Source organism: Pseudarthrobacter sp. rb (assembly GCF_056389225.1).
On sequence record NZ_JBWJAR010000026.1, the window covers coordinates 18,031 to 38,590 of the forward strand.

A 20,560-nucleotide genomic window follows, 5' to 3' on the forward strand; every position below is an offset into this window, starting at 1 on the left:
GGTTATCTCCTTGGCCGGATTGGCCGGTGTAGCCATGGATCCGCCGGGTTGGAGAACCCTTCAGCTGTCCCTCAAGATTACCCGCGGGTAGGTTCCGGTGCTAGGGGATGGCTGGGGCTGGAAATCGCCGGGAAGCTCGACGGCCGAGGCGCGGTGGACCAGCCTGTCCCAGGCGGAGTTGATTCCGTGGACCACCGCCATCAGGGTATTGGCCACCACCATCCAGGTGAGCTTCCCTGCCCCCAGCACTACCAGGGCAACCAGCCCGGCCGTGAGGACGAAGGCGGCCAATAATGCACCAAATACCAGTGTCCCAATGAAGACCAGAGTTGACGTTTCCACTGAGCTTAGATCGAACTGCATGAATCCCCCTGCTGCGACGTTGCTGTGCATAAGACTGCGGTGGCGAAGACCAGTAGCAGAAGCGTAGGGGGACGGATGCCTCCCCAGCCAGTGCTGGATGGGGCTGATGTGACTGTTGATACGGGATTGAAACACTACCCGCAGGTAGGTCACGAAGCGGTCGCGGCGGCCTGCGTTAACCTTGTAGTTGGCAGTTTTCCGGTCCGTCCACTTCGGGCACCCCCTGCCCAGCCCCCGCCCACCAGCCCAAGGAGAGTGTGTGCCCCGCTCCGCCAGGTCATCCGCTGACGCCATCAGCGCCCGGCTCCGGGACCTCGAACTCCTCACCAAGGGGCCTGCCTGGGCCCTGACCCGTTCGGCGCCGTGGGTGATTGCGGTGCTCCAGGCTTCCTTCACCCGCACCCGGCCGCAGGTTCCGCTCGAGGAATTCCATGCCGACGTCGACTCCTTCCTTGAGGAGCTCCGCCGCCAGGATCCCGGGCTGGGGGGAGGGGCCAACGGAAAGGCTTTCGGGGACGAATGGACCCGGCGGCAGTTCCTGACCCGCCGCAACCAGTCAGGCCAGATCGTTTATGAGGCAACCGAGCCGGCAGCGCGCGTGCTCGCCTTCCTGGACAGCCTCTCCAGCGAACGTTCCACCCTGAACGGCTCCCGCCTGGGCACCCTGCTGGGCGACGTGGAGAAGCTCGCCAACGAAACGAACCCGGACCAGAGCGCCCGGCTTGAGGCCCTCGAAGAGGAAATCGAAGAGCGGCAGCAGCTCATCCAGGACATCAGTACCGGAGAGTTCGACGGCCTGCTGGATGACGATGAAGCGGTGGAGGCCGCCGGAAACATCCTGGACCTGGCGGCCAGCCTGCCCGCGGACTACAAGAAGATGCGTGACCGCATCGAGGAATTGGTGGGCGGCCTCCGCAACCAGATCATCGAGGAGTCCCTGACCAAGGGCGCCACCATGGCGCAGGTCCTGGAGGCCGACAAGCGGCTTCGGCAAAGTCCCGAGGGCAGGACGTTCCGGTCCTTCACGGCATTCCTGGAGGATCCGCAGCAGCAGCTGAGGTTCCGGTCGGCCATCGGCGAGGTGCTGAGCCGCCAGTTCGCCGACGACCTCTCGCCCGACGACCGGGAAACGTTGAAGAACCTGGTGGCCGAGCTCCGCCAGCAGCACAGCCAGATCCAGCGCATCTACGGCAAGCTCAGCGAAAGCCTCAACACCTACGTCCAGAGCGACGACTTTCGCCAGTCGGTCCGGCTGCGGCAGGTCCTGCGGGAAGCGGAGCAGGCCATCCGGTCCCTCCCGTACGAGCGGGAACGCCCCGGCCTGGTACCCGGGCCGGTCCTTTACAACGCCGGCTTCGAGTCCCTGTCCATGGTGAAGCTTTTCGATCCCGACGAGTTCGCGGCACCGCCCCGCCTGGCCGATCCCATCGCCTTCACGGACTCGGACCGGGTGCGCTCGCCGCGGACCGGCAAGGCCAAACCGGCGGTAGTCCGGGCGGCCATGGCAGGAGCTGCAACCCTTGCCGATGCCTGGCACCAGCTGCCGCCCGAAGAGCAGCACATCAACACCATCCGCGCCCTCCTCTCGGAAGCCCTGCACGCAGGGGCGGACTTCGACCGCCGCGCCTGGGATGGCCTGGACTTCGAACAGATAGACGGCTCCACCCGCAGGGCCTACCTGCCGGTGGTCACGCTCGCAAAGGATTCAGATGACTGAGGAAAGCACGACGCCGGTAGTTGAGTCCGCGGAAACCCCGGCTGGAGAACACCTGGATGAGTCGTTGGTTGAGCAGGTTGAAACCAGGACGGCACCGGGCGCTGGGTACCCCGGACCTGTTTCACCCCGCGACACCTTCGTCGACGGAGCCGCCTTGTTCCCTGGCGACACCGGAGTCCTGTCGATGAAGGTGCGGCAGGCCCTGGTGAAGCTCCTCAAGGGCCCCTACATTGACGGCGGCCGGGACGAAAAGCTCTGGACAGTGCTGCTGGACAACCAGGTGATCCTGCGCAGCCGCCTTTCCGAGCTGTTCCTGACCCTGCAGCTGGACCATGAGCGGAAAATCGCCGTCCTGCGCCCCGTGGATCCGGAGGTGATCGGCGGCAGCACCCGGTCCAGCATCCTGCGCCAGCAGCGCGCCCTCAGCCGGGTGGAAACCATCGTGCTGCTCCGGCTGCGCCTGCTGCTGGACCGGCACGTCACGGCCCAGACGGACCCCACCATCACCCGCGAGGAAATCACGGACCTGGTGGCGCACTACCAGCCCGCCGGCCAGCAGGACGCCCTCCGCGACTCCGACGTGGTCACCCGCGCCATCACCAAGCTCCTGGCCCGCCAGCTCCTGCTCCCCACCGGACTGGATGACGTCTACACCATCTCCAACGCCTTGCCCCTGGCCCTCCCGTTCGAAAACATCGGCGACATCCCGGCCCACATCGAGGCCCTGGTAGCAGCCTCGGCAGACGCCACGGGCACGGAAGCACTGTTGGAGTTTGACGCCCAAGGTGGGGACGAGAATGACGACGACGGCGCTGCCGCCCCGGGAGTGGCATCGGGCCTGTCGGAGCCGGGCGCATGGTCCGCAGGACCAATGCCGCCCGGCGAAGGGGCGGGGGCGGCAGCGCTGTCGTCGTTCCCAACCACAGCTAAGGAGGCAGGACAGTGACAATCGCGAGCATGCTTCCCTTGGGGGACGTGACCAACCCGGGGCAGATGCGGCTTGCGCTGGTGCAGGTGGTCAACTGGGGGACGTTCCACGGCGCGCACACGATGCACGTGGACCGGAACGGCACCCTGCTGACGGGCAACTCCGGCGTGGGCAAGTCCACGCTCTTCGATGCGATGCTGCGGGTGTTCGATGCCCGGCCACGGTCCAACGAAGCCGCCGCGCAGCGTTCGGGTGCCGTGGAGGACAAGCGGACCACTTTCACGTACATGCGCGGCAAGGTGGGGGACAAGGCCGTGGGCGAGGGCTCGGCGAGCGCGTTCCAGCGCCCGGGTGCCACCTGGTCCGCCGTCGCCCTGACGTTCGATAACGCCGCCGGCACGCGGGTGACGGTCTCGGCGCTGTTCGACCTGCCCAAGAACGGCACCGAGTCCAGCGTCGGCCGGTTCTACCTGATCGACAACGTGCCCCTGGACCTTGAGGCGGTGGAGTGCATCGCGGACAAGCGCTTCACCAAGGGCGCGCTGGAGGCGCTCTTCCCGCACGCCCAGGTGTTCGACGTGCACAAGGCGTTCGCGGAGCGGTTCCGGCGCCTGCTGGGGATCAGCTCGGACCAGGCGCTGCCCCTGCTGCGCGTCATCCAGGCCGGCAAGGGCCTTGGCGGCAGCGTCAACACCTTCTTCCGCGACCAGGTCCTCGACGCGCCGGCAACGCTGGCCGCCGCTGACGATGTGGTGGAGGAGTTCAGCAACCTGATGTCGATACGCCAGCGGCTCGAGGACGTCCGGCAGCAGCGGGACCAGCTGGTTCCGGTCCCGGGACTGAACCGGGAATACGCGCAGTCGCTGCTGGACGCGAACCGGCTCCGTGAGCTGGTGGGCGGGGAGTTCGAGGCGTACCGGCAGCAGCTGGCCGTCACGGTCCACCAGAAGACCCTGGTCCGTTTCCGCGAGCTGGCGCAGGCAAAGGCCAAGGAACTCGGCGCCGAGCGTGCGGTAAGGGATGGCCTGGCCAAGGAGCTGCGGCAGCTGGAAACCGACTACAACAACCAGGGCGGCAACGCGATCTCGGCCATCGAGCAGTCGCTGGAGAACGCCCGGGTTGGCCTGAAACTCAGGCAACAGGTGGAGGAGGCGGCCCAGCAGGCACTGGCCGACGCCGGCCTCCAGCTCGAGTGGAGCGCCGCCGGCTGGGAGCAGGCACACGAGCAGGCGGCGGCCCGGTCCGCCGAGCTGAAGGATGATTCGCAGGCCCTGCAGGAGCTGCGGTTCGAGGCGTTCGACGCGCACGCCACCCGGAAACGCGAACTGGCCGCGGCTGAGCAGGAACTCGTCTCGCTGAAGACGCGCAAATCCCTGCTGCCGCCGTCGAGCATCGAAAACCGCGCCGCCATTGCGGCCGCAACCGGCATCCCCGAGGACCGCATGCCCTTCGCCGGTGAGCTCATGGACCTCGCCGACGGGGAAGAGCGGTGGCGCCCCGCTGCCGAACGTGCGCTCCGCAACCTGGCCACCACCCTGCTGGTTCCCGGCGAGCACTTCGGCGCCGTGACCCGCTACCTCAATGACCACAACGTCCGCGGCGCGCTGCGGGCAGTGGATGTCTCCAAGCCGTTGGCCGGCGGCGCGCTCGCCGTGGAGGACGCCCGCGACGGCGACCTGCTCACCAAGCTGGACATCCTCGCCTCGGGTGCGGCTGCTGAGGCCGGCGAGTGGGTCCGCGAGCGGATCGCCCTGGACTTCGCCTACCCCTGCGTGGAGGATCCTGACGAACTGGCCGCCCTGGACAAGGGCCTCAGCCTGGGCGGCGTGGTCAAGCGCAACCGGCACACGGTGGAGAAGGATGACCGGTTCACCAGCCGCCAGGATTACGTCCTGGGCTTCGACAATGCGGCCAAGCTGGAGCTCGTGGCCGGGCAGGTGGAGGACCTCCGGCAGGAAGTGGCCAAGGCCGCTGAACTGGCGCAGAGCCGGGAGGATTCGCACCAGGGCATGAGCCGGCAGCTTGACGCACTGCGCCGGATCGCGGAAGACGACCGCCCCTGGGAACAGGTGTCTGCCGCGGTGGCCGCCGATGAGCTGGCGCGGATCGAGCAGCGCCTCAAGGATGCCCTGGCGGCACAGGCGGACCTGGAACCGCTCCGCGCCACCATCGAGGAAGTCCGGCACAAGCACCAGTCCAGCACCGAGTCCGCAGCCGTCCTGCAGAGCGAATACAAGGCACTCGACCGCCAGCTGACGGCTGCCGACAGCCTGCTGGAAGCCGCGCGTGACCGCCTGGCCAAGGCGCCGCCGTCGGACGCCACCGTCAAAGCCCTGGAACCCTACTTCGTCGACTTCGGCGAGATCACGGAAATGCACGAGCTGGACAACCTGGCCAACCGCGTGCGGACCGCGCTGCTGGGTGAACTGCACACCGCGGAGTCACGGGGGCAGTCGACGGCGGAGCGGCTTACCCGCATTTTCGAAGGCTTCGTGCGTGAGTGGGGCAGCGCCATCTCTGCTGACCACGGCACCAGCATCGGCGCGGCGAGCGAGTTCGAGGCGCGCTACCACGCGATCGTGAACGACGGCCTGCCCGCGCAGGAGGCGGAGTTCCGCCAGTTCTTCAACCAGCGCACGCACGAGTCCTTCAGCACCCTGCTGCACCTGCTGGACGAGGAACGCCGCTCCATCACCAGCCGCATCCTGCCCCTGAACGGCATCCTGTCGCAGGTGAACTTCCACGAAGGCAGCTACCTGGAGCTGGACATCAAGCAGACACTGCCGCCCACGGCCAAGCAGTTCAAGGACGCCATCCAGAACGCGCTGAAGGCCCGGCACAGCCGGCCGGCCAAAACGGAGGCCGCCCGGGCAGAGGGTTCCGGCGCTGAGGGGGACGACGACGGCGAGCTCACCGCCCGCTACAAATCCCTGGAGACGCTGGTGAAGCGGCTTGGCTCCCAGGCGCCCGAGGACCGAAGATGGCGGGCCGAGGTGCTGGACGTGCGCGGGCACCTGTTCATCCAGTGCAAGGAGCACCGGGACGTCACCGGTCCGCGTGGCGGCAAGAAGACCGAGGTATTCATGCACGCCGACACCGGCTCCATGTCCGGCGGCGAGCGGCAACGGTTCACCGCGTTCATCATGGCCGCGGCCCTGAGCTACCAGTTGGGCATCGCCGAGCAGGGCTTCACCACCTACGGCACCGTGATGATGGACGAGGCCTTTGTGCTCGCGTCCGAGGAGTTCGCCGGCGCCGGGATCAAGGCACTGCACGAATTCGGTTTCCAGCTGCTGCTGGCCGCGCCGGAAAACGTGATCGACCTGTCCCGGCACCTGGGCTCCGTCACCGAAATCCTCCGGGACCGGCGCACCAACCGCTCCGGTGTCCTCACCGCGCCGGTGATCCGTCCCCGGGCCGGCGATGAGGGCGTGTGGCGGTCGGAGGCGAACCCGGTGGATATCGTCCTGCGGTAACCGGACACCGCGGAATATCCGCTGAATAACAAATTGGTGGATTTATTGTCCCGGCAGTGGTGGCCGGTGTTTTCGTTGTGCCACTCTGGGATAACCAACCACACCTCGCCTGAATAAATCCCATCGGTACTGCGGGATGCTGGGTCCGCGCTGTTCCAACAGAGAACAATGGCGTCCTCTTGAAAGGCATTCCCATGCGCCTCCCGCAGCGCGCCGTGCTTCTCCTCACCGCAGCCGTGCTTTGCGTTGCTGGCTGCTCGACCAGTGGCGGCGTGGCGGCTAATTCCGCCGGCCCGGCTACAGCAACCACAACGGCAACGCCCCCGCCGGCAATCCAGTCACCAGCGGCGCCAGTGACTTTCACCTTCCCCGATGGCCGGCTTTCCTTCACCCACCCGGCAGGCTGGCGTGTGGAGCACGACCAGGTTTCCACATCACCCTCGGTGGAAACAGCCACCGTGCTGGATGATGCCGGCAAGCAGCAGATCAACATCTACTACAGCCAGGTTGGCGACGCCGGGGCCGGACCAGCCGCGAGGTTTCTCCTGGAGGTGGACCCCGTGCCGGGCCTGGTGGGCCGGGCCGTTCCCACGCCCCATTCGTCGTTCTATGTTGATCATGTCAACGGAGCGGTCCAGTACCGCATGGGGCTCACTGCGGGACTTCCCGTATCACCTGACGGCAAGATCCAGGCCGCCCCCATCATGCTTGGCGACCGCATCCTGGCCGCAGACGTGCTGTTCACCGAAGAGCCGTTCGTCAACGATGACGCGGCGAAGGCCTGGTACTGGGGCGCCGAAGGCCAGACGCTGAAGGCGGTGCTGATGAGCTTCTCCTACCGCTGACCGGCAGGCGGGGGAAGTCCCGTTCACGGCCGTGAACGGAGCTTCCCCCGCCTGATTCTCCTGACGTTCTACTTGGCCTGAACGCGCGCAAGGAACTGCGCCGTGCGGTCCTGCAGGCCCTTGATCTGGCGTTCCACCACGGCGGCGGGATCGGGATTGATCTCATTGACGGGCGGCTCCCTGCGGACGTTGCCGCAGCACACGAAGTCGGCGCAGATCAGGGTGCCGACGGTATTGCCGTTCCGCCCGGACTGGCCTGCCCGCTTGGCGACCCACAACAACACGTCCTCCTTGGACAACACATCCCGGCAGAGCTCACACAGCACCGACCGGTTCTTTTTGGCCCCTCCCTCGGGTGCCCGGAGCATGATCCCGGTGAGGCCCTTTTGTCCCGGGACTACGAGGTAGCCGCGCAGCGGCATCTTCTCGTCCCGCCAGCCCAGAAACTCCAGGCTGTCCCAGTCGAGGGAGTCGAAGTTTTTGGGCAGGGTCAGCTTTGCGGCTTCCGAGCGGCTGGCATTGATGAAGGATGAGCGGATCTGCTGGGACGTGACTGATTGCATGGCTGAAACTTTCGTGAAGGGTGGGCGTCCCGGAGCCGGGCCGAGGGGTAACGGGGGAGTCAGTCAGTCTCCGCGGTGCAGGCCAGAGCGGCCACCCCGCTCTCCACGGCAGCGGCGGCCCAGTTGGCCCTCTGCGTGCGCATCGTTCCCGTTGTCCTTTTCGTGTTCAGCCGTCCGGTGTCTCTGGAGCCGGACCAGCAAGGGCCATCCTGCCAAAGGATGCGGGTCCTGTCCAAGCAGCCAACCGCAGAATGTGGGTTTCGTCACGTTGATGGATTAGGTGATAGAAGTGTTGCGTAATGCCGATTTACATAGGTTAGCCTTACTTAAGTTTTGATCAGCCCGATTCAAGGAGCCCCGTGACGTTCCCCCTCTTTCCCGGCCCGGCGACCACCCGCCGCACGCTGTTTTCCTCGGCCGCTAAGGCCGCCACAGTGCTGGCCGCGGCGGCCCTCACGCTGTCTGCGTGCAGCACAGGTCCTGCCACCACCGTTGCGGATACCGGCAGCTCCAGCAGCAGCACCGCCTTCCCCGTCACCATCGAGCACGTGTACGGCAGTACCACCATCGAGAAGCAGCCCACCCGGGTTGCCACCGTCTCCTGGGTAAACGACGACGTCGCCATCGCGCTGGGCGTGGTTCCGGTTGGCGTCCCCAGGAACGAGTGGGGCGGCAATGACAAGGGCTCCACCCCCTGGAAGGATGCCGCGCTTGAAAAGCTGGGCGCGGGCTTCGGTTCCGAAAAGGCCCCGGTGCAGTACTCCGAGGCGGACGGCGTCAACTTCACGGAGATCGCCAAGCTCAACCCGGACGTGATCCTTGCTGCCTATTCCGGCCTCACGGAAGAGGACTACAAGAAACTCAGCGAAATCGCCCCCGTCGTGGCTCACCCCGAGGTGGCCTATGGAACGTCCTGGCAGGACTCGACCACCATCATCGGCAAGGCCCTGGGCAAGGAGGCCGAAGCCACCAAACTGGTTTCCGACACCGAGTCGATGGTCAAGGACAAGGTGGCCCAGTACCCGCAGATCCAAGGCAAGAGCTTCATTTACGGCAACCTGGAGCCCGCCAAGGGCGACGGCGTGAACGTCTACACCGCCAACGACAACCGCCCCCGCTTCCTCAGCGAAATCGGTATGACCCTGGCCCCGGTAGTGGCGGACAACTCCAAGGGCTCCAAGGAGTTCTACATTCCGTGGTCCGCCGAGAAGGCCAATGAACTGCAGTCGGACATCTTCGTCACCTGGGTTCCCGATGCCTCCACCACCGACGCCATCAAGGCGGACCCGCTGCTCGGCCAGATCCCGGCCATCAAGAATGGTGCCCTGGTGGCCGATTCGGACAACACCCTGACCCTTTCCATCTCGGCATCGTCGCCGCTGAGCCTGCCCTGGTCCGTGGACACGTTCCTGCCGCAGCTGGCTAAAGCAGCGGATGCAGTGAAGTAGGCACGCTTTGATGAGTACGACGACGGCGCGTCCGGCAGCGGACAACGGCACCCAGGTGCAGGCCATGGCAGTCCCCGGCACCCTCCGCGGTGATGCTCCGGGTAGAAGGCGGCCCGCGTGGCTGCTGGCCGCCGTCGTCGTGCTGGTGCTCCTGGCCGGCACATCGCTGGCCGTGGGCGCCCGTGATGTTCCCCTCGGCACTGTGTGGCAGGCGCTCACAGCGTTCGATCCCGCAAACGGGGACCACGCCGTGGTGCACGCCCGCATCCCGCGGACCGTCCTGGGCCTGCTGGCCGGCGGTGCGCTGGGCCTTGCCGGTGCCGCGATGCAGGGTGTTGCCCGTAATCCGCTGGCCGATCCCGGCATCATCGGAGTCAACGCCGGAGCTGCCCTGGCGGTGGTTACGAGCATTTACGTCTTCGGCGTGACCACCTTCTCCGGCTACATCTGGTTCGCGTTCACGGGGGCCGCCTCGGCGGCCGTCGTAGTGTACCTCATCGCCTCGCTGGGCCGGGAGGGCGCCACGCCGGTGAAGCTCGCGCTGGCGGGAGCCGCATTGAGCGCCGGGCTGTCATCGCTCATGAATGTCATCCTGGTTTCCAGCCAGGACACCCTTGACCGGTTCCGCTTTTGGCAGGTGGGCGGCATCGCAGGCCGCGACTGGTCGGTGCTCCTGCCGGGTTTGCCGTTCCTGGCGGCCGGTGCGCTGGTCGTGCTGCTGGCCGGGCGGACCCTCAACAGCCTTGCCCTGGGGGACGACGTTGCCCGCGGACTGGGCCAACGGGTGGGCATGTCCCGCGCCGTGGCGGCCCTGGGGGTGGTCCTGCTGTGCGGCACGGCCACCGCGCTGGCGGGGCCCATCGGCTTCGTTGGCCTGGTGGTGCCGCACGCTGTCCGCTTCCTCACCGGCCCGGACTACCGCTGGATCCTGCCGTTGTCCCTGGTGGCCGCCCCGGCGCTGCTGCTGGGCGCGGACATCGTTGGCCGGGTGGTGCTGCTTCCCGGTGAAATCCCGGCGGGCATCATGACCGCCCTGATCGGCGCCCCCGTGTTCGTGTGGCTGGTCCGCCGCGGGAAAGGGGCAGGCCTGTGACCGGCGTTGCGCTATCAGATATGGTTGCCAAAACCGGTCCTCAAGGACCAAAAGTGATGGAGCAACGCGGGGGACGGGGGCGACTGCACCGGACCGCGGTGCTGGCTGCCGCCGTCGTGCTCCTGTTCTTTGCGTCCGTCCTGCTGGGCAGCTACACGGTGACCATCCCGGATTTTTTCACCATCGTCTTCAACCACCTCACCGGCGGTGTGAAGACTCCCGGCGCCAGCTTCATCGTGATGGAGAACAAGCTTCCCCGTGCGGTCATCGGCATCCTGATCGGGATCGCGTTCGGCCTGGCCGGCGCCCTGTTCCAGACCATGCTGCGGAACCCCCTCGCCAGCCCCGACGTCATCGGCATCAGTTCCGGGGCCAGCGCGGCGGCGGTTGTTGCGATCGTTGTTTTCGGCGCATCCGGTGCCGCGGTGTCCGGGGCCGCGCTGGCGGGTGCCCTGGCGGTGGCAGCCCTGATTTACGCGATCTCCCGCGGCGCCCGCCGAACCGGCAGGGGAACCGCTGCCGGAAACAGGCTGGTCCTGGCCGGTGTGGGGACCGCGGCAGCCCTCCAGGCCCTGGTCAGCTTCCTGATGACCCGGGCCGACATCCGCACGGCCGCCGACGCCCTGGTCTGGCTGAACGGATCCCTGAACTCCGCCAGCTGGGACCGCGCCGGCATCCTCTTCCTCGCGCTCGCCGCCCTCGTTCCCGCCACCGGGCTTATCGCCGGGCCGCTGCGCATCCTGGAACTGGGGGATGACGCAGCCGCCGGCCTGGGCGTCCGGGTCAACACCGCGCGCCTGGCACTGGTGGTCGTCGCGGTATCGCTGGCAGCAGTGGCGACGGCGGCTGCCGGACCGGTCTCGTTCGTCGCCTTCCTGGCCGGTCCCATCGCCCGCCGCTTCACCGGCCAAGCCAGCCTGCCGGCGTCGGCCATGGTGGGCGCCCTGATTGTCCTGGCGGCCGACTACTTCGCAGCCAACCTGGCCCCCTTGCTCCTGGGCGGCACCGTGCTGCCGGTGGGCGTGGTCACCGGCGCGCTCGGCGCACCGTTCCTGCTGTGGCTCCTGGTCACGGCCAACCGAAAGGATGCCTGACGTGGCAGTTCTCCAAGCCAAGGACCTGACCCTCAGCTACCACCAACGCTGCGTGGTGGACGGGCTCAGCGTCCGGATCCCCGAAGGCAGGGTGACCATGATCGTGGGCGCCAACGCCTGCGGAAAGTCAACCCTGCTGCGCGGCCTGTCCCGGCTCCTGAAACCCGCCGGTGGCGCCGTGACCCTGGACGGCAAGGACATCCATTCCCGTCCGGCACGCGAACTGGCCCGCACCCTGGGCCTGCTTCCCCAGCACCCCAGCGCCCCGGACGGCATCACCGTCCGCGACCTGGTGGGGCGGGGACGCTACCCGCACCAGGGCTTCTTCCGCAGCTGGAGTGAAGGGGACGACGCCGCGGTGCAGCGCGCGCTGGAGGCCACCGGAACGCTGGAGCTCGCTGGGCGGGACGTGGACGAACTGTCCGGCGGCCAGCGGCAGCGGGCCTGGATCGCCATGGCCCTCGCCCAAGAAACCGACGTCCTGCTGCTGGACGAACCCACCACCTACCTGGACCTGGCCCACCAGGTGGAGGTCCTGGACCTGGTGACGGACCTGAACCGCACGCGGGGCACCACCGTGGCCATCGTCCTGCACGACCTCAACCTGGCCGCACGCTACGCGGACCACGTCATTGCCATGAAGGACGGCGCTGTTGCGGCCCTGGGCTCCCCGGGGGACGTGGTGACGGAGGACCTGGTCAAAGACGTCTTCGGCCTGGAGAGCCGGGTCATCCCGGATCCTGTCTCCGGTACCCCGCTGATCCTTCCCATCGGCCGCCACCACGCCACCACCACCGAACTGGAGCTCGTTTCATGAAGATCCGGCAAAGCGCCGCCACCCAGCCGATGAGCCTTTCGTTCCCGGTCACGGTTTCAGCAGTTCAGCAGCTCAGCCCCACGTTCCGCAGGATCACCTTCGGCGGCTACGCGCTGCGTGAGTTCGGGGTCCACGGCCCCACGCTGGACCTGCGGGTGAAGCTGGTCATTCCATCGCAGGCTCAGGACGGGTCGGTCCTGCCGGTCCCCGCCTTCGACACTGCCCACGCCGGCTGGTACCGGGATTGGCTGGCCATGGACCCGGCCGTGCGCGGCTCCATGCGCACCTATACGGTCCGGGAGGCGCGGCTGGATGCGGTGTACCCCGAGATCGACGTCGACTTCGTCATGCACGTCGACGGCCACGGACATGCCGGGCCGGCCGCGGACTGGGCATCCAAGGCCAGACCCGGAGACCCGCTCACCATCATCGGCCCGAACAACCGCGCTGCGCACTGCGTCACCGCCGAAACCTATTCCGGCATCGAGTGGCGCCCCGGCATGGCCCAGCGCGTCCTGCTCGCCGGCGACGAAACCGCCGTCCCCGCCATCTCCGCGATCCTGGAAACCCTCCCGTCGTACATGAGTGGCCATGCCTTCCTGGAAGTTCCGCAGGCCGGCGACTTCCTGGAACTCAGCTCCCCGGCGGACATCGAAATCACCTGGCTGGCCCGCGGCGCCGCCATCGGACGGTCCCGGCCGCACGGGCAGCTGCTTGAGGAAGCCGTGCGCAAAGCCGTCCCCGTTCCCGGCTGGGTGGGCATCACGGCGGACGACGGCGGCGCCGGGCCGGAGCCCGATGACGTCAACGTGGATGAAGACATCCTGTGGGAGACGCCCGGGCGACTGGAATCCTCCGTCATCAGCGGCTCCAGGAACCCGCACCTGCCCGCCGGTGCCTTGCCTTTCTACGCCTGGATGGCGGGCGAAGCAGGGGGCATCAAGGAGCTGCGGCGGTACCTTGTCCGCGACGTGGGGATCGACCGGAAACAGGTGGCGTTCATGGGGTACTGGCGGCAGGGCAAAGCCGAAGGGTAGCCCCGGCCCCGTTGCTGGCTACGCCGGAACCGGCGGCTTGCCGTCGCTTAGACACCTCCTTCCGCTGCGTTCCGGCCGCGGGCGGCCTTCACTGCGCTCCTGTCGGCGATGCGCTCCTACGCAAGCCCCCGGTTCCGGCTACAAGGGTTCGTCACCATTGCTTTACCTCGGCTTTCCCTGCGCTTTCTTTGGTGGGGCTAGGTTAGCGTGGTGCCCTTTGATCCCTTGCTTCCTGACTCCGGGCGGCGGGTGTTTGTTGCCCTGGGGGATTCCTTTACTGAAGGGGTGGGGGACCGGGATGAGCGGCTGCCCAACGGGGTGCGGGGGTGGGCCGACCGGGTGGCCGAGAAACTCGCCAAAGCGCAGCCAGGGTGGAAATACGCGAACCTGGCCATCAGGAGCAAACGGCTGCGGCACATCGTCGACGAGCAGCTGGAACCGGCGCTGCGGATGCGGCCAACGCTTGTCACGCTCTACGCCGGCGGCAACGACATCCTGGACCTGAAGACAGACATGCCGGCGCTCATGGCGGACTACGAACAGCTGGTGGCCCGGCTGGCCGGCACCGGGGCCACGCTGGTCCTCTTCACGGGTTTCGACGTCAAGGTGTCCGCGTTGCTGGAGCCGCTGAAGAAGCGGAACACCTATTACAACCAGCGGGTCCGGGACATCGCGGATAAATACGGTGCAGTGCTGGTGGACTACTGGTCCCTGGACGCCTTCCACGACCGGCGGATGTGGGACTCGGACCGGCTCCACATGTCCAAAGCCGGGCACAAATACCTTGCAGGGCAGGTGCTGGACCAGCTGGGCGTGCCGCACAAGATCAAGCCCAAGGACTGGGAACCACCCACCCGGCCCAGCCTGCGCGAGTGGGAGCGGCGCCAGCGGCACTGGGTCCACGACTGGGTCCTACCGCTCTTCGGCCGCAAGCTCCGTGGGGTCACGCTGGGGGACACCCTCACCCCGCGCTGGCCCCAGCCGGTCAAAGTCCCGCGGAAGGGCGGGTTGAAGAAGCTCGCCGCGGGAACGGCCGACGGCGGCAGCACCCCTTACGGCGTCGGCACGCCCTAGGGCGCGGGCTGGGGAGGGGTGTCCAACAGGATTTCGTAGCCCGGGGCCACCCGTCCTGCATGGAACTCCATGACTTCGAAGTCGGCAACCCCATTGGTATAGAACGGATCCTGCGCCAGGCTCGCATCCAGGATTTCCCGTTCGGCCTGCGACAGCAGCAACCCGCCGGTGCGCGGAATCTTGCGTCCGGCGGCGATGAACACGCCGTCGTCGAACGCCTTCTGCAGCCAGGCAATGTGGGCGTCGTTGTGGAAGTCGACGATCTCCTGGGGCACGCGGTAGGTGAGGGAGACAACATACATGGGGCAAGCCTACCGGCGGCGCACCAGCTACTTGAAGGATCAATCGTAGAATAGGGAACATGACCGAACCCCGCTGGCTCAACGCTGACGAACGCCGCGCCTGGCTGGCACTGGTAAGCATCAATACGCTGCTGCCTGCCGCCCTGGACACCAAGCTGCACGCTGCGGGAAAACTGTCCCTGTTCGATTACACGGTCCTGGCCATGCTGTCCGAAGCCGAGGACCGGTTCCTGCCCATGAGCGAGCTCGCAGCCCGCACCAGTGCCTCCCTTTCCCGCCTCTCACACGTGGTGACCAAACTGCAGAAGCGCGGCTGGGTGGAACGCCGCCCGCACCCCCACGACGCGAGGGTGACCACCGCGCACCTCACCGAGGAAGGCATGGCCACCATCGTGGGCCTGGCCCCGGCGCATGTTGAGGACGTTCGTGGCCTGTTCCTCGATGCCCTGACTGAACAGGACGTACTGGACCTGGCGCGGATCGGTGAAAAAGTGGTGGGACGCCTGGACTCGGACCACTGGATCCTGCGCGAAACCCAGGGCTGACCTGCGGAGCATCCCGGGCGATTGGTTGCTTCCGGCAACGGGTGGCAAACTAACCGCATGGATTTCACTTCCCGGTTTGTGGCACTTGGCGACTCTTTCACCGAGGGCGTCGGTGACGACGACCCGTCACGTCCCAACGGTGTCCGCGGGTGGGCCGACCGTGTGGCGGAACAGCTCTGCGCCGCGGACCCGGACTTCGGCTACGCCAACCTTGCCATCCGTGGCAGGAAGCTCCGCCAGATCCTGGCTGAGCAGGTGGACGCCGCCGTCGAGCTCAACCCCACCCTGGTGACCATCTACGCCGGTGCCAATGACATCCTCCGCCCGCGCGTGGACATCGATGACCTCCTCGTGGAATACAACGACGCGGTGGGGAAGCTCGCTGCCACCGGCGCCACCGTGATGATGTTCACGGGTTTCGACGCCCGGGGCTCGAAGGTGTTCGGCACCATGCGCGGACGCACTGCCATCTACAACGAACTGGTCCGCGGGATCGCCGGGGACCACGGCGCCCTGCTGGTGGACTACTGGCGCTTCAGCGAGTACTACGACTGGGGCATGTGGGCCCACGACCGGATGCACATGTCCGCCGCCGGCCACGCGAACATGGCCAAGCGCGTGCTTGAGGTCCTCAAGTATGACCACTCCATTGATGTCCCGCCCATGACTCCGGTCCCGGAACTGAGCGGGGCCGACGCCATCCGTGCCAACGCCCAGTGGTTCCGCGAGTACGCGGCGCCGTGGGTGGTCCGCCGCGTCACCGGCAAATCCTCCGGGGACAACCTGCAGGCCAAGTACCCCCAGCTCACGCGGCTGTAGCGCGGGTCCCGTTAGCGCGGGTCCTGGCTGCGCCTTTCCGACCCTGGCTGGAACGCCGGAGTCGCCAGCATTGAGCCGTCCGCGCGGATGGCCAGTACGGCAACGTCCCAGTTGTCCGCGGCATGGTCCAGCATCCGTGTCCCGCCAGCAACGATGGCGGTGGCCAGGACGTCGGCGGTGACAATATCCTCGGCGGCAACGGTGACCTGGACAAACCCGGCGTCACGGGCCCCGCCCGCCACCCGCCAGATATGCTCGCCGCGTTCAGCGGAGCCGGAGGTGGCCATCGCGCTGTGCCGGCTGTTGCCGCCCAGCGGATATCCGGTGATGAGGGTCTGGCGGTCGGCAGGGTCCACCACGCCGGCTTTCCAGGGTTCGGCGCTGCCGGGGTGCGGCGAGCCGCTGACCAGGACGTCGCCGCCGGCGTTCAGGCACCAGTCCCGGCGGCCCAGGGCAAGGAGCGACGTCCCGGCCTCGCGGATGGCATGGCCCTTGATGATTCCGGACAGATCCAGCACCCCGTCCGGCCTTTCAGGGGTGAAGGCCCCTTCCGTGCGCAGGCGCCACTCATGGGCTTCGGTGTAACGCTCCCGCATCTGTGCCGACGCGTGGGGCAGCTTCAGTTCACCGCGCGCCAGCCGGCTGGCTTCCGACTCGGGACGGTACAGGCTAAACGTGTCATCCAGGTCCCGGAACAGGCGTTCGACGACGGCGGTGGCGGCAGCGAGCACGTCGAGCCCCGGCTGCCCTTCCGCGGGGGAGTCCACCGGCATCGTCAGGCCGATGACCGTTCCCATGCATTCAAAGGTGCGGGCCTTTAGAGTGATGCCAGCCGTGCCGGCGGGTGCCGGCATGGGGTTAGAGGTTTGCTGCATCGATGGCTGCCTGGAGAGAGGTGAGGTAGGCGTCGCTGGTGATGGTGGCGCCGCTGACGGTCTGGACATTGGCAGATTGTGCCGCCAGGACCTTGCTGCGGAGCAGGGGCGCCGCGCGGTTGCTGATCTGGATGGATTTGCCGTCCGTGTTGGTCAGCTGCAGCGCCGTGACATCGGTGATCTTCCCGTTCGCCACCGTGATCTGGACCTGCACGGGGCCAAACCGGGTCTGGACGGTGTTTCCTTTGTAGGTGCCGGAGGCGGAGGAACTGGACGAACTGGAGGATCCGGAGCTCGTGGACCCGGAGGAGCTTGCGGACCCGGAGGAACCTGTGGTGCCCGACGAGCTGGAGGACCCAGCCGACCCTGACGAACCTGTCCCCGCCGACCCCGTGCCGGTGGCACCCGTGGTGCCTGTCGCCGCCGTACTTGATGCCACGGTGCTGATGCCGCCCGCCTGCGTGCCTGTCTGCCAGCCCGCCAGGAGGATCCCGGCGGAGGCCAAAGCTGCTGCGACTGTTCCGCGAATTTTCACCAGTCAAACCTTTCGTGATGGATCTGTTCCTCGGGGACGCCGGCCTTCCCGGCATCCGCAATGACGTTGGCCGCCCACGCCGCCGGGCCGCAGACGTAGACGTCCGCATCCCTGATGTCCGGCACATAGGAGGTAAGGCTGTAGCCGTTGCGCACCGACTCCTCGGGAAGCCAGTTGGACTGGCCGTGGCCCCGTGGCCCGGTGAGGTGGAAGAGCCGGACCCCGCGCGCCTGGCAGAGGTCAAGGATTTCGTTGCCCAGGTAAAGCTCCTTGTCGGTGTGGCCGCGGAGGAGGACCGTGGCCTCGCCAGGAGCGAATGGGGTGGTCTCCAGCAGCGCGCGCAGGGGAGTGATGCCGATGCCGGCGCCGATCATCACCACCTTGTTCTTCGTCCGGGCTGCCGTGCTGAGCATTCCGTAGGGGCCCTCCAGGGCCACCTTGGTGCCCTTCCGCAGCCGGAGCAGCCGGGCGGAACCGTCGCCAAGGTTCCGGACAGTAACCCGCAGCGTCCCCTGGCCGTCCCGGCCGTTGACCACGGGCTCCGCGGACAGGCTGAACGGGTGGGGGTGCCACCACATGCCCGGAGCCAGGAAGCGCCAGATGAAGAAGCGTCCGCCCGTTCCTGCAAGCTGGTCCAGCTTCCGGCCCCGCATAACGATGTTCACCACGCCCGGAGCCACGGCTTCCACACGGGCCACCGTCAGTTGGTGGCGAACGGTGGCCAGCACAGGCTCAAGGATGCGGAAGTACACCAGGGCCGAGCCGGTGTAGATGCAGATGGCGAGCCAGTACCACCGCTGCCAGGTGCCGGCGGCGAAGAGGCCGCCCACGCTGAACTGGTGCGGGATTGACGTTGCCACCGCCGCGTAGGTCAGCAGGTGGACCACGTACCAGAACTCATAGGGGAAGCGCCGGCGCACAGCCACCAGGGAGGTCACGACGACGGCGATGAACAGCGCCATGGAGACGAACGCCAGCCACATATCGGGCACCTGCACCCACAGGTTGATGGACTCGCTGACCGGGTCCGGTCCCTCGGCCATGCCGTATCCGACGGCGAGCAGGAGGCCGTGCGCCAACAGGAGGTAGAGGGACGGCTTTCCCAGTTTGTCGTGAAATTCCAGGGCCCGGTCATGGCCGATGGTGCGGTCGATGAACGGGATCCTTGCGGCCAGGAGCAGCATGAGCAGGACCAGGTCCATGCCCGCCAGCCCGGCCACGATCCCCGCAGCCGTGAACAGTGCGGCGGGCGAAGTGATGTTGGTGGCCCCGCCGTCGGCCAGCCACAGGGAGATTGCCGCGGCAACGGATGCCCAGGCAATGACGGTCAGCAGGTCCGTCCGCAGCATGCGCTGGCGGTACTGGCGGGCAAACCAGCCGCGGGCGGGTATCTTCGGTGGTGAAAGCTCCGGGCGGCCGGAGCTGCTTGGGGCCGGGGACGCCGGCAGGAGCTGCGTGTTCATGAATCAAACATGCGTGGGGAAGCTATGTCCCTGCTGTGAAAAGGGACCAGCGGCGGCTGTGACCTTTCAGCAGGGGCAAGCCCTTATACACCCGATTGGTCTTTAATTGCGTCAACTCGTAGACTTGGTAGGCGCTAAGTGCGCGGAGCGTGCGCAATTGCTCCGGTTGCCCGGTAATTTTCTCCAGGGTGGCCGGTAGTTAGGGGCTCAAGTTGCGTAACTAACCGTTGCCCGTACATTCTGTGGGTCGCACTTGGCAGCATGGTCCAGCAGCAGATATGCGGATCATTACTTTCAATTCTTGAGGAGAAGTCATGGCAGCACACTGCCAAGTGACCGGGGCCGAGCCGGGCTTTGGGCACAGCATTTCGCACTCGCACCGCCGCAACAAGCGTCGGTTCGATCCGAACATCCAGAAGAAGCGCTACTGGGTTCCGTCCCTGCGCCGTAACGTCACGCTGCAGGTTTCTGCACGTGGCATCAAGACCATCGACGTGCGCGGTATCGACGCAGTCGTCGCCGACATTCTGGCTCGTGGGGTGAAGCTCTAGTGGCTAAGGACAAGGACGTACGTCCGATCATCAAGCTCAAGTCGACCGCGGGCACGGGTTACACCTACGTAACCCGCAAGAACCGTCGTAACGACCCGGACCGCATGGTCCTGAAGAAGTACGACCCCAAGATCCGCCAGCACGTCGAATTCCGAGAGGAGCGCTAAACATGGCTAAGAAGTCCAAGATTGCTCGCAACGAGCAGCGCAAGGTCATCGTTGAGCGTTACGCTGCAAAGCGCCTCGAACTGAAGAAGACCCTGGTTGACGAAAACGCAACCGACGAAGCACGCGAAGCAGCCCGTCTGGGCCTGCAGAAGCTGCCCCGCAACGCGTCCCCGATCCGTCTGCGCAACCGCGACATCATCGACGGCCGCCCCCGTGGCACCTTCCAGAAGTTCGGCATCTCCCGTGTCCGTTTCCGCGACATGGCTCACCGCGGTGAGCTCCCGGGCATCACCAAGTCTTCCTGGTAATCCAGCACCGCTGATTCCAGCTGCTTGAGGAGGGCCGGCAACCATTTGGTTGCCGGCCCTTCTGCGTTAAGCCGTGGCAGGTGGGCGCCGGGCCGGCGGGCTGTGCGGCAGCCCACACGCCGGAATTACGACGCCGGCAGGCCGCTTGGGTGCTCCATCCCGGGTTTCGCCGCGTAAAACCGCGGATTTCCGGCCCCCGGAGACCCGGTTTGCGGTGGGCCCGGAGTGCGTGTATTGTTTTCTAAGTCGCCGCGGGGGAGACAGTGAAGAACTGTTCACCGGGTGGCCAAAACCCCCAAATCAAAGCCAAAATCTGGTTGCTCCTTAGGGCGCTGGAAATTGGTATGGGGCGGTCTTCAATTCGATGTGAGTCCTGAAAGATGGATTTGCTTCGGAGACGGGGATCGGGTAACTTTGAAAAGTTGCTCCGGAGCGATCCTGAACGTTGGTTTGGGTGGTGCCGGGTGTGTCTGTTGTTTGAGAACTCAATAGTGTGCCAAGTTTGTTGATACCGATTATGTATGTAATTGGTTGAATTTG

Annotated in this window: 22 protein-coding genes; 15 read left to right on the top strand and 7 right to left on the bottom strand. The window is 66.5% G+C overall.

The window, feature by feature from the left end; genetic code table 11:
• Window positions 1-60 precede the first annotated feature (60 nt).
• Window positions 61-363 (bottom strand): hypothetical protein, encoded by a 303-nt coding sequence (locus ACWRN3_RS21315; RefSeq protein ID WP_255173647.1) that lies wholly within the window; start codon window positions 361-363, stop codon window positions 61-63.
• A 259-nt stretch (window positions 364-622) separates the two neighbouring features.
• Between ACWRN3_RS21315 and ACWRN3_RS21320 the strand changes: the two genes are divergently transcribed.
• From ACWRN3_RS21320 to ACWRN3_RS21335, 4 genes are all read left to right on the top strand, one after another.
• Window positions 623-2,080, top strand: a complete 1,458-nt coding sequence (locus ACWRN3_RS21320; protein ID WP_255173646.1) for a DUF3375 family protein — start codon at window positions 623-625, stop codon at window positions 2,078-2,080.
• The gene (locus tag ACWRN3_RS21325; protein ID WP_476741844.1) at window positions 2,073-3,026 is read left to right on the top strand and encodes a DUF4194 domain-containing protein; all 954 of its coding nucleotides are present in this window, start codon (window positions 2,073-2,075) and stop codon (window positions 3,024-3,026) included. Before ACWRN3_RS21320 ends, ACWRN3_RS21325 begins: the two co-directional genes overlap by 8 nt.
• The gene (locus ACWRN3_RS21330; RefSeq protein ID WP_476741845.1) at window positions 3,023-6,484 is read left to right on the top strand and encodes an ATP-binding protein; all 3,462 of its coding nucleotides are present in this window, start codon (window positions 3,023-3,025) and stop codon (window positions 6,482-6,484) included. Before ACWRN3_RS21325 ends, ACWRN3_RS21330 begins: the two co-directional genes overlap by 4 nt.
• Before the next feature lie 353 nt (window positions 6,485-6,837).
• Window positions 6,838-7,329 carry a hypothetical protein gene (locus ACWRN3_RS21335; RefSeq protein ID WP_324643467.1) on the top strand — a complete coding sequence of 164 codons (492 nt, stop codon included), beginning with the start codon at window positions 6,838-6,840 and terminating at the stop codon, window positions 7,327-7,329.
• A 68-nt stretch (window positions 7,330-7,397) separates the two neighbouring features.
• Here ACWRN3_RS21335 and ACWRN3_RS21340 read toward each other — a convergent pair whose 3' ends face one another.
• Window positions 7,398-7,892, bottom strand: a complete 495-nt coding sequence (locus tag ACWRN3_RS21340) for an FBP domain-containing protein (protein ID WP_324643466.1) — start codon at window positions 7,890-7,892, stop codon at window positions 7,398-7,400.
• Window positions 7,893-8,251: 359 nt separating this feature from the next.
• Here ACWRN3_RS21340 and ACWRN3_RS21345 point away from each other — a divergent pair, with 359 nt between their 5' ends.
• The 6 genes from ACWRN3_RS21345 to ACWRN3_RS21370 all read left to right on the top strand — a co-directional run bounded on the left by ACWRN3_RS21345 (window position 8,252) and on the right by ACWRN3_RS21370 (window position 14,455).
• Window positions 8,252-9,340, top strand: a complete 1,089-nt coding sequence (locus tag ACWRN3_RS21345; protein WP_476741846.1) for an iron-siderophore ABC transporter substrate-binding protein — start codon at window positions 8,252-8,254, stop codon at window positions 9,338-9,340.
• A gap of 10 nt (window positions 9,341-9,350) precedes the next feature.
• On the top strand, window positions 9,351-10,433 hold the full coding sequence (locus ACWRN3_RS21350) for a FecCD family ABC transporter permease (RefSeq protein ID WP_476741847.1): 1,083 nt from the start codon (window positions 9,351-9,353) through the stop codon (window positions 10,431-10,433).
• A 56-nt stretch (window positions 10,434-10,489) separates the two neighbouring features.
• Window positions 10,490-11,527 carry a FecCD family ABC transporter permease gene (locus ACWRN3_RS21355; RefSeq protein WP_476741855.1) on the top strand — a complete coding sequence of 346 codons (1,038 nt, stop codon included), beginning with the start codon at window positions 10,490-10,492 and terminating at the stop codon, window positions 11,525-11,527.
• 1 nt (window position 11,528) lies between these two features.
• Complete coding sequence (locus ACWRN3_RS21360) at window positions 11,529-12,344, top strand: ABC transporter ATP-binding protein (protein WP_476741848.1); 816 nt, start codon at window positions 11,529-11,531, stop codon at window positions 12,342-12,344.
• Entirely contained in the window at window positions 12,341-13,381 is a 1,041-nt protein-coding gene (locus ACWRN3_RS21365; RefSeq protein ID WP_476741849.1) for a siderophore-interacting protein, read from the top strand. The genes ACWRN3_RS21360 and ACWRN3_RS21365 overlap by 4 nt, the downstream gene beginning before the upstream one ends.
• 207 nt (window positions 13,382-13,588) lie before the next feature.
• Window positions 13,589-14,455 (top strand): SGNH/GDSL hydrolase family protein, encoded by an 867-nt coding sequence (locus tag ACWRN3_RS21370; RefSeq protein WP_476741850.1) that lies wholly within the window; start codon window positions 13,589-13,591, stop codon window positions 14,453-14,455.
• On the opposite strand, the gene ACWRN3_RS21375 is transcribed toward ACWRN3_RS21370, so the two are convergent.
• Window positions 14,452-14,757: a YciI family protein gene (locus ACWRN3_RS21375; protein ID WP_476741851.1), complete on the bottom strand. Its 306-nt coding sequence runs from the start codon at window positions 14,755-14,757 to the stop codon at window positions 14,452-14,454. The genes ACWRN3_RS21370 and ACWRN3_RS21375 overlap by 4 nt on opposite strands.
• Before the next feature lie 59 nt (window positions 14,758-14,816).
• On the opposite strand from ACWRN3_RS21375, the gene ACWRN3_RS21380 reads away from it, so the two are divergent.
• Window positions 14,817-15,302 carry a MarR family winged helix-turn-helix transcriptional regulator gene (locus ACWRN3_RS21380; RefSeq protein WP_255173637.1) on the top strand — a complete coding sequence of 162 codons (486 nt, stop codon included), beginning with the start codon at window positions 14,817-14,819 and terminating at the stop codon, window positions 15,300-15,302.
• 57 nt (window positions 15,303-15,359) lie between these two features.
• Window positions 15,360-16,121, top strand: coding sequence for an SGNH/GDSL hydrolase family protein (locus ACWRN3_RS21385; RefSeq protein ID WP_324643456.1), 762 nt, complete (start codon window positions 15,360-15,362; stop codon window positions 16,119-16,121).
• Between the two features lie 11 nt (window positions 16,122-16,132).
• Here ACWRN3_RS21385 and ACWRN3_RS21390 read toward each other — a convergent pair whose 3' ends face one another.
• The 3 genes from ACWRN3_RS21390 to ACWRN3_RS21400 all read right to left on the bottom strand — a co-directional run bounded on the left by ACWRN3_RS21390 (window position 16,133) and on the right by ACWRN3_RS21400 (window position 18,994).
• Entirely contained in the window at window positions 16,133-16,918 is a 786-nt protein-coding gene (locus tag ACWRN3_RS21390) for an FAD:protein FMN transferase (RefSeq protein ID WP_255173635.1), read from the bottom strand.
• 61 nt (window positions 16,919-16,979) lie between these two features.
• Complete coding sequence (locus ACWRN3_RS21395) at window positions 16,980-17,531, bottom strand: FMN-binding protein (RefSeq protein ID WP_476741852.1); 552 nt, start codon at window positions 17,529-17,531, stop codon at window positions 16,980-16,982.
• Entirely contained in the window at window positions 17,528-18,994 is a 1,467-nt protein-coding gene (locus ACWRN3_RS21400) for a ferredoxin reductase family protein (protein WP_476741853.1), read from the bottom strand. Before ACWRN3_RS21400 ends, ACWRN3_RS21395 begins: the two co-directional genes overlap by 4 nt.
• Window positions 18,995-19,308: 314 nt before the next feature.
• On the opposite strand from ACWRN3_RS21400, the gene rpmB reads away from it, so the two are divergent.
• Genes rpmB through rpsN form a run of 3 tightly spaced genes read left to right on the top strand, consistent with a single transcriptional unit; the run spans window position 19,309 to window position 20,020 of the window.
• Complete coding sequence (gene rpmB, locus ACWRN3_RS21405; protein WP_018763944.1) at window positions 19,309-19,545, top strand: 50S ribosomal protein L28; 237 nt, start codon at window positions 19,309-19,311, stop codon at window positions 19,543-19,545.
• Window positions 19,545-19,712, top strand: a complete 168-nt coding sequence (gene rpmG / locus ACWRN3_RS21410; protein ID WP_013602737.1) for a 50S ribosomal protein L33 — start codon at window positions 19,545-19,547, stop codon at window positions 19,710-19,712. The genes rpmB and rpmG overlap by 1 nt, the downstream gene beginning before the upstream one ends.
• A gap of 2 nt (window positions 19,713-19,714) precedes the next feature.
• Window positions 19,715-20,020, top strand: coding sequence for a 30S ribosomal protein S14 (rpsN, locus tag ACWRN3_RS21415; RefSeq protein ID WP_015938870.1), 306 nt, complete (start codon window positions 19,715-19,717; stop codon window positions 20,018-20,020).
• Window positions 20,021-20,344: 324 nt separating this feature from the next.
• Here rpsN and ACWRN3_RS21420 read toward each other — a convergent pair.
• The coding region (locus ACWRN3_RS21420; protein WP_476741854.1) for a hypothetical protein at window positions 20,345-20,560 on the bottom strand (216 nt) is incomplete at its 5' end.

Bases quoted from the DNA above. Each gene is read 5' to 3' on its own strand.
- ACWRN3_RS21315 (WP_255173647.1), bottom strand. From the start codon at position 363: ATGCAGTTCGATCTAAGCTCAGTGGAAACGTCAACTCTGGTCTTCATT.
- ACWRN3_RS21325 (WP_476741844.1), top strand. From the start codon at position 2,073: ATGACTGAGGAAAGCACGACGCCGGTAGTTGAGTCCGCGGAAACCCCG.
- ACWRN3_RS21340 (WP_324643466.1), bottom strand. From the start codon at position 7,892: ATGCAATCAGTCACGTCCCAGCAGATCCGCTCATCCTTCATCAATGCC.
- ACWRN3_RS21350 (WP_476741847.1), top strand. From the start codon at position 9,351: ATGAGTACGACGACGGCGCGTCCGGCAGCGGACAACGGCACCCAGGTG.
- ACWRN3_RS21355 (WP_476741855.1), top strand. From the start codon at position 10,490: ATGGAGCAACGCGGGGGACGGGGGCGACTGCACCGGACCGCGGTGCTG.
- ACWRN3_RS21365 (WP_476741849.1), top strand. From the start codon at position 12,341: ATGAAGATCCGGCAAAGCGCCGCCACCCAGCCGATGAGCCTTTCGTTC.
- ACWRN3_RS21375 (WP_476741851.1), bottom strand. From the start codon at position 14,757: ATGTATGTTGTCTCCCTCACCTACCGCGTGCCCCAGGAGATCGTCGAC.
- ACWRN3_RS21380 (WP_255173637.1), top strand. From the start codon at position 14,817: ATGACCGAACCCCGCTGGCTCAACGCTGACGAACGCCGCGCCTGGCTG.
- ACWRN3_RS21385 (WP_324643456.1), top strand. From the start codon at position 15,360: ATGGATTTCACTTCCCGGTTTGTGGCACTTGGCGACTCTTTCACCGAG.
- ACWRN3_RS21390 (WP_255173635.1), bottom strand. From the start codon at position 16,918: ATGGGAACGGTCATCGGCCTGACGATGCCGGTGGACTCCCCCGCGGAA.
- ACWRN3_RS21400 (WP_476741853.1), bottom strand. From the start codon at position 18,994: ATGAACACGCAGCTCCTGCCGGCGTCCCCGGCCCCAAGCAGCTCCGGC.
- rpmB (WP_018763944.1), top strand. From the start codon at position 19,309: ATGGCAGCACACTGCCAAGTGACCGGGGCCGAGCCGGGCTTTGGGCAC.
- rpsN (WP_015938870.1), top strand. From the start codon at position 19,715: ATGGCTAAGAAGTCCAAGATTGCTCGCAACGAGCAGCGCAAGGTCATC.